The sequence below is a fragment of the Massilia sp. TSP1-1-2 genome (genome assembly GCF_049896185.1).
Classification (GTDB): Bacteria; Pseudomonadota; Gammaproteobacteria; order Burkholderiales; family Burkholderiaceae_D; genus Telluria_A.
This window is the reverse complement of sequence record NZ_JAFCTU010000016.1, coordinates 109109-123262: the sequence shown is the minus strand read 5'-3', so window position 1 is coordinate 123262 and position 14154 is coordinate 109109. Positions and strand designations below refer to the sequence as shown.

9 protein-coding genes and 1 tRNA gene are annotated in these 14154 nt (G+C 58.0%); 3 read left to right on the top strand and 7 right to left on the bottom strand.

Going from position 1 to position 14154, the window contains the following annotated elements; genetic code table 11:
• Positions 1-151 precede the first annotated feature (151 nt).
• The 5 genes from ACP7BV_RS15660 to ACP7BV_RS15640 all read right to left on the bottom strand — a co-directional run bounded on the left by ACP7BV_RS15660 (position 152) and on the right by ACP7BV_RS15640 (position 7302).
• The gene (locus ACP7BV_RS15660; protein WP_426105090.1) at positions 152-484 is read right to left on the bottom strand and encodes a hypothetical protein; all 333 of its coding nucleotides are present in this window, start codon (positions 482-484) and stop codon (positions 152-154) included.
• A gap of 18 nt (positions 485-502) precedes the next feature.
• Entirely contained in the window at positions 503-766 is a 264-nt protein-coding gene (locus ACP7BV_RS15655) for a PAAR domain-containing protein (RefSeq protein ID WP_426105096.1), read from the bottom strand.
• Between the two features lie 91 nt (positions 767-857).
• Positions 858-2336, bottom strand: coding sequence for a virulence factor (locus ACP7BV_RS15650; RefSeq protein ID WP_426105089.1), 1479 nt, complete (start codon positions 2334-2336; stop codon positions 858-860).
• Positions 2333-4528: a T6SS effector phospholipase Tle3 domain-containing protein gene (locus tag ACP7BV_RS15645; protein ID WP_426105087.1), complete on the bottom strand. Its 2196-nt coding sequence runs from the start codon at positions 4526-4528 to the stop codon at positions 2333-2335. Before ACP7BV_RS15645 ends, ACP7BV_RS15650 begins: the two co-directional genes overlap by 4 nt.
• A 35-nt stretch (positions 4529-4563) precedes the next feature.
• Entirely contained in the window at positions 4564-7302 is a 2739-nt protein-coding gene (locus ACP7BV_RS15640) for a type VI secretion system Vgr family protein (RefSeq protein ID WP_426105086.1), read from the bottom strand.
• Between the two features lie 870 nt (positions 7303-8172).
• Between ACP7BV_RS15640 and ACP7BV_RS15635 the strand changes: the two genes are divergently transcribed.
• A complete protein-coding gene (locus ACP7BV_RS15635) occupies positions 8173-8418 on the top strand; it encodes a helix-turn-helix transcriptional regulator (RefSeq protein WP_426105085.1) in 246 nt (81 codons plus the stop codon).
• Positions 8419-8873: 455 nt separating this feature from the next.
• On the opposite strand, the gene ACP7BV_RS15630 is transcribed toward ACP7BV_RS15635, so the two are convergent.
• A tRNA-Pro gene (locus ACP7BV_RS15630) sits at positions 8874-8950 on the bottom strand.
• A 237-nt stretch (positions 8951-9187) separates the two neighbouring features.
• On the opposite strand from ACP7BV_RS15630, the gene ACP7BV_RS15625 reads away from it, so the two are divergent.
• Positions 9188-10690, top strand: a complete 1503-nt coding sequence (locus ACP7BV_RS15625; RefSeq protein ID WP_426105083.1) for an ATPase domain-containing protein — start codon at positions 9188-9190, stop codon at positions 10688-10690.
• A 7-nt stretch (positions 10691-10697) separates the two neighbouring features.
• Positions 10698-12233, top strand: coding sequence for a hybrid sensor histidine kinase/response regulator (locus ACP7BV_RS15620; protein ID WP_426105082.1), 1536 nt, complete (start codon positions 10698-10700; stop codon positions 12231-12233).
• A 22-nt stretch (positions 12234-12255) separates the two neighbouring features.
• On the opposite strand, the gene ACP7BV_RS15615 is transcribed toward ACP7BV_RS15620, so the two are convergent.
• Positions 12256-14145, bottom strand: coding sequence for an MFS transporter (locus tag ACP7BV_RS15615; protein WP_426105081.1), 1890 nt, complete (start codon positions 14143-14145; stop codon positions 12256-12258).
• Between the last annotated feature and the right edge of the window lie 9 nt (positions 14146-14154).

Genomic DNA, 14154 nt, shown 5'->3' with positions numbered 1-14154 from the left:
GACTCCTTTAGTTGATGGAGCCCCGATTCTGGGTGCGGAAAATTAGCAATGGAAGGTGGGGTAAATAGCGCGCTTACTGTGATCACGTGAGTTGATGGTGAAATTTTCACGCAAATCGATGGCCGTCGAGCGGAAATGGCGAAGTTGTTAATTAACGGAGGCGAAAAAGTAGCTCGCCCTCAGCCGACAACGTACAAGCAAGGTTTTCTCCGGACAGTTCAAGAAGGTCCCCGGCGCTGTTGTACGCATACCGTAGCACTGAACCGTTGATGAAGCGGACAACGTGCGACCGTGACCCGAGAATGGAGTTCACTGTATGAGAATCCACTTCGCTGAGATGCTTAACCCCTACAGTCGTGATCGAGGCAAGCTCCACCAAAACATCGTCACCTTCAAAAGAAAAACGATTCTCTCCCGCAATGAGAACCTGTGCTTGTCCTGACACGACGCTCTCGACACGATATGCAAAGGACGGGATAGGCATGGCGGGGCTCTGCTTTCTTTACTCGCGAACGCTCTTGGGTACCGTCGACATTAAGGTAGCTCCGCAGGTGGTTTTGTGCCCTTCGAACGCGACGGGGACGCCATCGATCAACACTTTCGGGTCGCCCTCTGCAATTACGCACACCTCGTGCCCGCGCATCGGACAAAGACATTGGTCGCCTTTGCGCGCTACGGCCAAGCCCATAACCTTACTTGAGGACGCCGCTGATATCACCTTGCCACCATGACTTGTGGGGTCGTTCAAACGAATTACGCCGCGCATGAAAGCCTTCAAAAGGGAAAAATTGGAATTGCTTCGCCCGTTTTCTTTACGAACAAACAACGAGCCGTGCAGGTGCGTCGGCGACAGCGGCCTATTGTGAATATCCTTGCGAATGAGCCTTCGCATCGTGCCGCAATCCCCACCAAGGCAAGAACGCAGTGTTCCCGCCGCGGGCGCGGAACCATGGAGCGCTCATATCAATAGGCCGCACTTTCGCTGGTGGGACTACCACAACGCCAGTAGGTTCAGAAGCGTCGTTGGTTCCCGCGACCAGTACGGTCTTTCCGACGTGATTCGCGTAGCCGATTGCCAGGGCCACATTGGTCAATGCGGTACCGGCTCCCATCTCGCCGAGCAGGGCAGGCGTGTTGAAGGTCTGTTTCATGAAGTCAAATTCGACCAGCTCCGCAGTAAGGGTCTGCGCGAGGCTCGCCAGTCGCTCGGATGAGGCTGCATGGGCATTGTTGGCATCATGGATGACATACCCGATGTCGCTGTCCTGTTTCCCGGCGTTGCGGGCTGCGGATTCCACGGTGGCCTTCCACGCTTGAGAGGCGCGAGGCGGCAAGCCCTTCTTTGCCTCAAACTCATCTAGTTTGTGTTTAGCGGGATAACCTATCCATGCTAAAGGATCACGCTCGGTTTTGAAATCTGGTCCCGCTAACACTAGGAGGACCATATTTTCGTTGATTTGTTCGTCCTTTGGCGGGAAGCTAGGAGCATCCCAGTTCATCACCCATACCGTTTCTTTGGGGTGTGCCTGCAAATAGTCGAGGGCCGCTGACAGCGACAGAAAGCCAGCGTTATTCCCGCCCATCGTCACCCGCACATCAGGTGGCGCACTCCGCGTCCAAACGGATGGTGTGTTGACGTTGCCCATCCCAAATATGGACACCATGTCGTCACGCAGGAATTGCCCTGCTTCAAGTGGGTCAAGTCTCCCCGCCGGCAATGCGTATTCCACATGAATGCCGGCTAGCTCGCGCCAAGATTTTTTGTCGTCGTTTGATGCAACATTATAAAAATAGGTCGGACTGGTGTAGTAAATGTCATGGAAGATCACCGTCAGTGCCTGTACATATTTATGATGGTAGCCCGCAAAGGATTCGCTGCCCTCATTTCCATAGGCGATGATTCCTATCGGCTGAAGCTTCGAGTACTTCCCCGGATTCGTACGCACCATATCGTCGTCTTTGCTCGGCTTAACTAGTCCCAAAGTCCAGAGCAATTGCCACTCCGTGGGGTAGTCTTTTCGCTGAAGAGGATTTAGCCATTGCAAGCCTACTACTTGGGCTTGGAATGGTTTTGCGGTGTTCGCCGCTGGTGCCGGGGTATGGACGGGGGCCGCTATTGCAGGCGTTGATGCGCCGATGGTTAACATCGCTAGCACAACGCCGGCAACCAGGGTCGGCAGGAGTAGGAATCGGTTCATGAGTTCTCCGTCGGTAAGTAAGCGGGGAGTCGTTGCGTCGGCCCTCCATGTCAGCAAGAGTGCGATGCCGAAGGCAACGGTGAAAGCGAGGGCCGCCCATCCGAACCGGCGCGTGCGTGTTGCGATCAATCCGCTCATTTGGTCGCCTCTGCGTTCCCGGCACCAATAGCACGCTGGTCAATGATTTTTGTAGGCATCTTCCCTTCGGGGCTTTCAGCCGCCCATTTTGTGACTGGATCTCCTTTTAGTTGTCCAGTGCGGAAGTAGTCTGAAAACGCCTTACCGGGATCTTCTGGCTTGAGGCTCTCTAAGTAGCGCCAGTCGGCCGCAATTCGCAGCGCCCGCATATCTGCATCGCTGATGCTACATCTCCCGATTGCAACGTCGTATGCAAGAGCCTTCTGTGCATGCATACCGTTGGTCATAATTGTTGAATGGTCCGTCGCGTGTGTGGTAACGTTGGCCGCCAAATTTTCCTTGATAATCTTCGTCCGCCAAGCATTGTAGTCGGCGCTTGCTGTGCTTGGATCATTCTCCTCCGTGACATCGGCTCCGGGCGCGTAACGTTTTGCCCGTTTCGCTTGAAATCGCAAGTAGGCGTGGTGCTCGTAACGTAAGGCTGCCTCGCTGTCCTTGCTTCCCTCAGCGGCATCGCTCCCTTTCTTCCTTGCTTCTGGAGTTCCGTCGGCGGGCACTTTATTGTCGCCGGAATAGGGATCATCCGGCGTTCGTACCCGGTCCTTATCGCGGGATTCGCCTGGTGCGTCGGCGCCCTCATCGAACTGCTTTGTCGATTTGCCAAAGCGACGCGCTTCCGGCACAAATTCCCCTGGTAAGTTGGGTGCTTTCAGCGGTGTCTTCCAGTCGTCTGGCGGTAAAGCATTGATACGGACCCGCGCCAGCAGCATCCCGATAATTGCAAAAGGAGCAGACGCGAAGGTCATTACTTTGCCGATTGCATAGTCATTGGCGTCCAGTCCTTTTTTGATGTCATATTTCGCCATTTGCGAATTGGGGAACCAAAAATCCTGGCTGCCGGGTTTGATCCCTGTGCCGTGATGATTCGCCCAGAAGTCGTATTCGCCCTGCTTTCCCACCGGGAAATTTTGTGCAAAGGCTCGTTGCGAGAACACGTCCTTGCCATTGGTAGCGTTGATCTCCTCCTGATTCATTCCTCGCCAGCCGATCCCCTGGACCGTGCTGGACGAGATAACTTGGTCATGAGGATTGAAATAGAGCGTGACGCGACCGTACGTTGATGGCTTTGGACCGTAGCCATATTTCTGACGGTCTGACTGGGCATCGAATCCATGAGCCTCGTTCTTCATGAACATGTCGATGTGCTCAGTGCTTTGTTCCATCGGACCCTGGCCGCGAATGATTTCGAAGAAATTCGCTAAAGTCTCATTGCGCGCACCAGCAGTCTGACGGCCACCTTTGCCCTTGCCATCTTTCATTCCTCGCTCTGCCCATCCTTGCGTGATGTTCTTCTTCACCAAGCTGTAGGGTGCGTTGCAGAGGACATAATTGTCAGCTACACAGCGCCCTGTCTTATTACTTCCGTCCTGCACGGAAGGCAACCGATCCCCAAGGAATGCAGCCGCGAGGCCGATCAAATTGCCTTGACTATGGCAGACGATTGTTATGGGAACATCAGCCTGCTTCTTCCGAACCGACTCGACCAGCTTTGCTAGGCGCAGTGCGGCCACCACATAGTAAGGCCGAGGGGGGCATGCGTACACATTTCGGTCGTTAGTCGGATTCAGATGCTGGACATGCATCCACAGGAACAAGGTGTCGGAAAGTCCCTCACTCCAAAGGTCAGGTAAGGAAGTGCATCCGTTTGCAAAAGGACCGCCACCCCAGTAATTGTTCTCGTTGAGGTAAAGCCCGGGGCCGTATTTTTTTAACTCTTCGCTGGACGCCTTGTAGCCCCATCGGAATTGTATCACCGACGAAAAGTTCGGATCGGGTTTGATGAATGTCTTAGCGCTAACGTCCGGGTTTAGAAATCCGTCATCCGTCAACTCCGACAAGTACGTCGCCGGTGTGAGTTGGCCGCCCGCGACGCCTCCATATTTCAAGTGCTCTTTGCGTCGCTTGAGGCGGTCATTCAGGCCATTGCAAAGCCCCTCTTCGCACTGGGTATACCACTCGCCATCGGAGTTTACGCCGTGAACAAAGATTACGATTCCGGGCAGGGGCAGCTGCGAAATAACATCGACGCTTGCTTCTTGGTCGAGAAACGTGACGCCCGACCTTTCGCCCATGAAAATGTTGTTTGGATCGGCTAGTGGGGTACCGTCAAAGGTAAGCGGAGGATTGGTCATGTGGTTCAGTCTTCAAGCAGTTTGTATGAAGTGCATTATTTGGGCTTATGGTAAAAAATTGCGCGGAGTCGCTGCAAGCGGTCGGATACGATCTTCTCCCCTTTGCCCAAGCTGTCGGTTACCCCGGAAATGGGGCTGTCGCCAGCACGCTCGACGTACATTTCCATGCCTTCGACAGGCTTGCCATCAGTGGCACGCAAGAGGCGCGGAACGCGCCCGAAGTCACCTTTGTCGAAGGATGGGAGCTCTGTACTTGCACTGGCTGGCCCGTTCCAATGGTGCCCATCGGTCTTGATCGTCATCGGCCCCGGTCCGCCAACCTCCACGTTGCCGCCTTTGAGCTTGAGGTAGGCGCCGCCGCTGACCATCAAGGTGACCTCATCTTCCGCCATGATGATGAGGCGCTTCCCGGCCGTGACCCTGATGTCCTTGGCAGAGTCGATCTGCATATCATCGTGTTGGCTCTGCATCACGAACTTGCCGTTGTGGGCAATTTGAGAAATGCCATCCATGTGGGAAAATAACGAGATGCCTTTTCCGGCGTTCAAGTTAAACCGCTCGCCACTGGTTAATTGCATGTGCTGCATCGCGACCGTGTCGATGTTTACCCCCGCATAGCTGACTAAGGTCTTGGGGGTTGTAAAAGCAATGCCGGCCGGCGCGGTAACACTGAGCGTCGGTTTTCCGCCCTCGCCACCAGGCGCTGTGTTGCTTCCCGCAGCGGCCCCGTTCACGTCGTCCTTCAGTTCCGCCTGTGGCGCCGGGTCCAGCTCAAACGCTTTGTTCTTCGCAGCATACTGCCCCAGCGACTTGAACAGATCCAGGCAGTCCTGCATCAAGGCGATATGCTCTTCGCTGCTCAATTGGGTGCCGCTTGCGTCCAGCCGCTTCCACGCAGAGATCAGAAGTGATTTTGCAGTACGAATGGTCCCGCTATCGTTGGTCGCCAGCTCGAACCCCTCACCGCGCGCGTCGGCCTTACCGTCACATCGCGGATGGGTCAAGTAGCCAAGATTAAGTTGGCTATGTCCATGTTCGCTTTCCAGTTGCGCGCTGATCTGGCCTGGTGTATCGTCCATGCGAAGCTGGTTGTAGCGCAGGGCCTTCACTTCCTTGCTTCGAATGCCAGACAAGTACCTGTCGCCGGGAAGTTTGCTGACTTTGCTGAAAGCCGGTGGCAGCGTTTTAGCACCGTGCACGCGGCTGATGATCAACGGCTTATCTGGATCGCCTCCGAGGAATATGACGACCACCTCATCGCCTGCTCGTGGCAGCGAGATCGCGCCGTATTGCGCACTAGCCCAACCGCTCGAAACCCGCAGCCATGCGGAGTCTCGATCACTATCGGAAGCCCCTGCACCTTGCGCATGCTCGTGATCTTCAACACGGCACGCTGGGAAGCGCACCTTGACCCGGCCCATTTCGTCGCAATGCACCTCTTCATTGACAGGCCCCACTACGGTCACCGTTTGCGCTTCGGTGCGCGGCAGATCGATGCGCGGGTCGTAGGAAGGCACGATGGGTATGCCGCGCCGTACGCAGGTAAAGCGGTTGGTGTAACGCACCCCTCGCTCGGCGCTGGCTTGTTCAAGGGTGGCGCTCTCGCTATTCCAATGATTGAGCGCGAACAGTCCGCGTACTCTGTCGTCAAGAGTCTTCGGAAGATTGTTTTCGGCTTCGATGCGCAATTCGGTGATGACGAACTCTCTCTCGTTTTCCGGGTGAGCGTCGATCTCGGGATGGCCCGTGACCGCGTTCCACTGACCGCAACACATATTGCGGTCGCTGCCTTCACCTTGAAAAAATTTCGCCTCATATTCCTGGCGCTGCATGCGTAAGGCTCCAAGACTGCTGTAGTCCTTTGCGTCGTCGGCGGCGTGAGGAACGTCTATCAAATAGTCATCAAGACTGGCGGCAAATTGGTTGCCGAGTGTGCCCTGATCGTTGTTGCTCGTATCGGCACTGCTCATGGACCACGCTTGCGCATAGTCCCAACTACGGCGCGTGACGGTCCCCGCTTTCAACGTGCGCACCGCTTGCCAACTGGTGATGGTGTCGCGCTTTTCGGTGCCGGCGTCACGATGGTATCGGACAGCCCCGGCCGCATTTTTCTTTAGCGACATCGCGTCGTCGAATAGCACCAAGGTATGGACGGGGGTCTCATCACTACCCTCGCTTGTCGCTGCGCCGGGCTGGACAAACCATGCGATCCCGCGCCGCTTCCATAAACGTCGCAGAAATGCCGCGTTCGATTCGTTGTACTGCATTGTAAATTCGCGCGACGGGTACGTTTTCAGATGCCCAACGTCGAAGTTGAACGCGCGTGCCGCGATTGGATTCGCCTCGCGCCACTCACGTAACATGATGTTGGTGATATCGACTTCGCTGGCATTACGAAAGACGCGGGTGTTACATGTATTTTCAAAGAGCGAGAAGGCGTCGCGCACGATCAGTTGATACGTGGCTAGGCCCCCGTCGCCGTGTCCCTCAACGGCGGCGCCAACGATCCCACATACAGAACGCAACGCTCCCGAATCAGTCACGAACAGGATTTCGACAGGATTCGCAATGAATTGCTTAAGCTGCATGCCACCTTGCGTAGACACGCACAGCAAGGAGTATTCAATGCCGCCGCAAATCGTCTCTATTCCGCTGACGTGTTTCACCAACAGCAGATCGTCAACGACGCCTTTCGCCGTGGACAGGCGTAAGCGGATGGGGCGGTTCGCTTCGGTCAGACCGCTCACGTCTAAGGGGAAGTTGCTAAGAATCATGCGAAGTCCTAGTGGTGCACGTAGAAAGGGGCATTTAGTCCACGGCTCTCAGGAAAACGAACCGATTATGTAGTGGTTAAGCCATATGAAATATTTCATATATGGTAACACATCGCTGCACTGAGATCTGTGTCGTTGTGAAATACCTGATCTCATTTCGGGACAAGAAAACGTTAATGTGATGCATTCTGAGCGCACAACATTGCGCAAAATCAAGTCAGAATCGGACAACCTTTGACGAAGGAGATGGCCCGTCAATGTTCCGTTGATGTCGAGCAAGAGTTTTGCCACGAGATGCGGATGCGAGACCTGAACTCTGTGGGGGCAATATTGAGGACGATCAGGCGGGTCTTATCTAGGTGCGCAGCACCGGGCGTGCCGTCAGGTGTCAGCCGGGTGCGCAGCACCGGGCGTGCCGTCAGGTGTCAGCCGGGTGCGAAGCACCGGGCGTGCCGTCAGGTGTCAGCCGGGTGCGAAGCACTGGGCGTGCCGTCAGGTGTCAGCCGGGTGCGAAGCACTGGGCCGTGCCGTCAGGTGTCAGCCGGGTGCGAAGCACTGGGCGTGCCGTCAGGTGTCAGCCGGGTGCGAAGCACTGGGCGTGCCGTCAGGTGTCAGCCGGGTGCGAAGCACTGGGGGCGCAAGGCGCCACCGAGGACGCGAAAAATTCCGATCGGAAATCAGCATGAGCAAAATCGATTGAACTTTGCGCGGGTGAATAGTTCAACTTGATCTTGCACACATTTTGCGATTTCCCTACTGCTAACCTCGTTCAATTAAAACGGGTGCACTTTTCCGCCGCGCTGACGGCGGGGAGTGACGTCCAAGTCCAGCCAACCAAAAATAACGATAAACAATTGAACGGAGCAAAGTATGGAGCAGTCGCAGTTGCCCTCATGGATTGACCGACGGGCGAGTTCACGCTTACCAGAGGTACGTTTCATCCGTATGAAAGAAGTCCTGGCAATATGCGGAAAGTCGCGAAGTAGTGTCTATGAAGCCATGCAAAAGGGCGAATTTCCCAAACCAGTAAAACTTGGAAGCCGTTCATCAGCATGGGTTAAAAGCGAAATCGAGCATTGGGTACAGGCGCGCATCAAGGCACGTGAGACGCAGTAGTTTAGCTAGTAAGGATCAGACGGCCGTCACAGCGGATTTTGCTGGCCGCTTCGCGCAAGCTACAGCGGCAAGGTGAAGTTGTCCCGGGCAGGCTGCTGCAACGCGCCATGTGGGTCCGGGACACCCGCCATGCACCGCGCCGCCAACACGTAGCTTGTTATATTGCAGGCCCCCCACTCAGCAGAACCGACCACATTCGCAAGGTTCGCGGAAGACGATGCCAGCAAGTCGACGGCCGCAGCTCTCTCGCCGCAAAGGACCTCGTACGGAAGCCCAACCCATGAGTTCACTGCCTTGACTTCCCTCACCGTACTGGCGCAGATCAGTGTCATTGATCGCCGCATTTGCGCGCGCCCAGTCCCGGCTTTCATTTAATATTCTGTGTATACGCTGTGTATACGTTGCATATAGAAAAAGCCGGCACAGGCCGGCTTTCACTAAGTCTTTGATTCTATTGGTCGGGACGGAGTGATTTGAACACTCGACCCCTTGCACCCCATGCAAGTACGCTACCAGGCTGCGCTACGCCCCGACGAGTTGTGAATTATATCAGAGCATGCGCCGGTTTTGGCGCTGAAATTCACGCTCCACGTTTGCCCTCCCCGCAATAGGAGATAAGACAAACATGCGCGAAATTCCGGCGAATAACGCATCTTGCTTCGCGGAAAATCCCAAACTCAAGCGAACCGCAAGCCTTAGCCCAATCATGTGGTATCCAAATCAATAGTTGCAAAAACTAAATCTAAATCCGATCTAGGGGCACTTTCCCATGGAAAATCAAAACAGCGAAACCAACCGTTTTCTTTCGACCGGCGTGCCCGGCCTGGACACCATCCTCGGCGGTGGCCTCACCAGCGACCGTCTGTTCCTCATTGAAGGCGAACCGGGAACCGGCAAGGCCACGCTGGCCCTGCAATTTCTGCACGAAGGCGTGCGGCGCGGCGAATCGGTCATCTATATCACGCTAGCCGAAACGCGCGTCGAATTGACGTCCGTGGCGCAGTCGCACGGCTGGTCGATGGACGGCATCCACGTCGAGGATATCATCCCCAACGAGAACATCCTCCACCCGGACCACCAGTTCACCATCTTCCACCCGTCCGAAATCGAAATGGGCCTGACCACCCAGCGCATCCTCGACGCCATCGAAAAATACAAGCCGACCCGCGTCGTGCTCGATTCGCTCTCCGAGCTGCAGCTGCTCGCTGAGAGCGCGCTGCGCTACCGCCGCCAGGTGCTCGCGCTCAAACAGTACCTGTCCGGCAAAGGCTGCACCACCCTCTTCCTTGACGACCGCACCGCGCTCTCGGGCGACCTGCAAGTGCGCAGCGTGGCGCACGGCGTCATCACGCTCGAACTGATCAACCAGGACTACGGCTCCGAAAGGCGGCGCGTGCGGGTCGTCAAATACCGCGGTATCGCCTTTCGCGGCGGCTCGCACGACTACAAGATCCTCACCGGCGGCCTGTGCGTCTACCCGCGCCTGATCGCGGCCCAAACGCGCGTGACCGCGCCGCGCGGGCGGCTCTCGAGCGGCATCGCCGCGCTCGATGCGCTCACCGGCGGCGGGCTTGACGAAGGCACCAGCACCCTCATTTCCGGGCCGCCCGGCACCGGCAAATCCTCGCTGTGCTGCCAGTATGTATATGCCGCGATCCAGCGCGGCCAGAAGGCGGCCATGTTCCTGTTTGAAGAAGCGGCCAACAACCTGCTGTTGCGCTGCGCCGGCCTCGGGCTCGACTTGCAGGGTGCGCTCGACAAGGGCGACCTGACGATCCAGCAGATCGACCCGGCCGAGATGTCGCCCGGAGAATTCATGCAGGCCGTGGTCGACGCCGAAGGCGGCGGCGCGCGCGTGATCGTCATCGACAGCCTCAATGGCTACCTCAACGCCATGCCCGACGAGCGCTTCCTGACTACCCACATGCACGAGCTGCTGACCTACCTCGGCCAGCGCGGCGTGGTCACCATGCTGGTCGGCGTGCAGCCAGGCGTGATCGGCGGTGCGATGTCGTCGTCGGTGGACGCCAGCTACATTGCCGACAGCGTGATCATGCTGCGCTACTTTGAGGCGCGCGGCAAAGTGCACCAGGCGATCTCGGTATTTAAAAAGCGGGTCGGCCTGCACGAACGCACCATCCGCCTGTACTCGATGAGCGCCAAGGGCATCGCGGTGGGCGACGTGCTGACCAACTTCCACGGCATCCTGACGGGCGTGCCGAGCTTCGATGAAAACCAGTGCGACGTCCTGTTCGACGACGACCTCTCATAAGCCACCTATGGAAAAGCGTGTCCTGATCTACGCCCCGACCGGGCAAGACGCCATGCTGGCGTCGAAGGTGCTGACGCTGGCAAAGGTCGACAACCTGGTCACCGCTACCGCCGCGCAGCTCGCGGCCGAAATGGCGCTCGGCGTGGGTGCGGTGCTGACGGTGGAAGAGGCGCTGGCGAATGGCGCGGCGCTAAAGATGCTGGGCGAGGCGGTGCAGCGCCAGCCCAGCTGGTCGGATATTCCCATCGTCCTGCTGACCAATCGCGGGCCGGACTCGCTCAGCGTGCGCCAGGCCATCAGCGTGCTGGGCAACGTCACGCTGCTCGAGCGGCCGGTGCGCACGCTCACGCTCATCACCTCGCTGCAATCGGTGCTGCGCGCGCGCGAAAAACAGTACCAGGTGCGCGAGACCGATCGCCGCAAGGATGAATTTTTGGCCAGTCTCGGCCACGAGCTGCGCAATCCGCTGGCCCCGATCCGCACCTCGATGGGCGTGCTGACCCACATGTACCCGGACCAGGCACCCGTCAAGAAGGTCAGCGAGGTAGTCGAACGCCAGGTAACGCACTTGACGCGGCTGGTCGATGACTTGCTCGACGTGGCCCGTATCAACAGCGGCAAAATCGCGCTGCAGCGCGACTACACGACCTTTGGCGCCATCATGGACCATGTCACCGAGCTGTGCTCCGGGCCGGCGGCGGCGCGCCGCATCAAGATCGAGCTGGCCTTGCCCGCCGAAGAAGTGGTGCTGCACGCGGACTACGCGCGCGTAGTGCAAATCGTGTCCAATATAGTCTCCAACGCCGTCAAGTTCACGCCGGTCGAAGGCCGCATATCGGTGCGCGCGCTGGTCGAATGCGGCGCCATCAAGATCTACATCAAGGACACCGGCATCGGGCTCGATCCGGCTGCAGTGGAGCGCATTTTCGCGATGTTCGAACAAAGCCGGCCGCCTTCGGGCCAGATCACGAGCGGCCTTGGCATCGGCCTGAGCTTGTCGCGCCAGTTCGCCGAAATGCACGGCGGCAGTGTGCATGCGCGCAGCGAAGGCCTGGGCAAGGGCAGTGAATTTGTCGTCACGCTGCCGGTGGTGACCGAAGCGCGGCCAACCCAGGCGCCGCAGCCCGGCCAGGCGATTGGCAAGGTCGATCACCGGCCCAAGGTGCTGGTGGTCGACGACAACCGCGACGCGGCCGACTCCTTGCAGGCCCTGTTCGAGATGGAAAACTGTAACGTGGCCACGGCCTACGACGGCTACGGGGCGGTGGCGGCAGTGGATGCGGCAATGCCCGACATGATCGTCATGGACCTTGGTATGCCGAGCATGGACGGCTATGAAGCGGCGCGCCGCATCCGGTGCAAACCGGGCTCGCAAGACGTGCTGATGATCGCGCTGACAGGATGGGGGCAGAGCGATGCAAGGCAGCGCACCATTGAGGCAGGCTTTGATCACCACCTGATCAAGCCCGTCAATTTCGATGAGATCAAGCGCCTGGCCAGCGGGCAGTTAAGCCGCGCGCCCGTGCTGCGGCGCGTGGTCTAAGTCCGGTTAGCGCACCAGGGCTTTACTTCCAGTCGCCGCGCAAGTTCTTCACCTGCTGGTGCAAATACTCGGGCGTGGCCTGGGCCGGTTGCACCGGGGCGCCCACGGCCAGCGCCAGTTGCGAGCGGGGCCCGCGCGCGAACGAGCGCCCGAACAGGTTGGTCGGGTCGCGCGTAAGCAAGCTGCCCCACAGCCCGCGCAGCGCCATCGGAATGACGGGCACCTGGCTGCGTTCGAGGATCTTGACGATACCGCCCCGGAATTCATTCATCTCGCCGGTGCTGGTGAGCTTACCTTCCGGGAAAATGCATACCAGGTCCCCTTCCGCCAGCGCCTGCGCGATGTCGATGTATGCCTTTTCCATCAGCCACGGATCTTCCTTGGCCGGCGCAATGGGAATGGCGCGCGCCGTGCGGAAGAACCAGCCCATGAAGGGCGTCTTGAAAATGCGGTGATCCATCACGAAACGAATCGGGCGCGGACTGGCCGCACCGATCACCAGCGCATCGACAAAACTCACATGGTTACAGACCAGGACCGCCGCGCCTTCAGCGGGAATGCGCTCGACATCGACCACTTCAACCCGGTGGATGGTATGAATCAGCATCCAGGCCATGAAGCGGATCAGGAATTCGGGCACCAGCGAGAAGATGTACACCGCGACGATAGCGTTTAGCACCGCCGTGGCCAGGAACATCTGGGGAATCGACAAGCCAAACTGGTGCATGACGATGGCAGCGCCGGCAGCGGCAATCATGAACAGCGCATTGAGAATGTTCATGCCGCCGATGGTGCGCGACAAGTGCTTGGGGTCGCAGCGGGTCTGGATCAGCGCGAACAGCGGCACGATGAACAGGCCACCGAACACGCCGATCATGGCGACGTCGATCAAAATGCGCAGCGACCCATGATTGCTGAAAAACCCCGCCATGGTGACCAGTTGCGGACCGGCGCCATAGGCGACGCTGGCAAAATAGAGCTCGATGCCAAACAGCGACAGGCCAATCGAACCGAAAGGCACCAGGCCGATTTCAACCTTGTGGCCGGACAGTTTTTCGCACAGCAGGGAACCGACGCCCACGCCGATCGAAAACACCGTCAACAGGCCCACGAACACGCTCGGGTCGCCGTGCAGGTAGTCCTTGGCGTACAGCGGGAACTGCGACAGAATCATCGCGCCGTAAAACCAGAACCAGGAATTACCCAGCATGGACAGGAACACGGTGCGGTTCTTGCGCGAAAACGCCAGGTTGCGAATGGTTTCCGAAAACGGATTCGGGTTGATTTTCAGTTCAGGCTCGGGCGCCGGCGAGAGCGGAATGCGGGTGCTGACAAGCAGGCCAAGGACCGCAAAAAACAGCGTGGCGCCGGCCACCATGCCGATCCCGCCCGGCTTGTACTGCACCAGCGCCGTGCCGATGACTTGGCCAAGCAAGATGCCGACAAAGGTGCCCATTTCGATCAGGCCGTTGCCCCCGACCAGTTCTTCCGCCTTCAGCTGCTGCGGCAGATAGGCATATTTTACCGGTCCAAACAGCGTGGAGTGAACGCCCATGCCGATCACGGCGGCCAGCAGCAGCGGCACCGACTTGGTCATCCAGCCAAGACCGGCTACGAGCATGATGACGATTTCGATGACCTTCACATAGCGCGCTAGCCGCCCTTTTTCCATCTTCTCGGCGATCTGGCCGGCAGTGGCCGAAAACACCACGTACGGCAAAATGAACAGGCCCGGAATCAGCGTGGCCAGCATCGCCGGATCGGCAATGCCCCAGTTGGCGGCATCGAAGGTCAGCACGACCAGAAATGCTGTCTTGAACACGTTATCGTTGAACGCGCCCAGGAACTGGGTCCAGAAGAACGGGGCAAAGCGCCGCTGCGTCAACAATGAAAACTGGCCGGATTGACTCATATGGTGGTC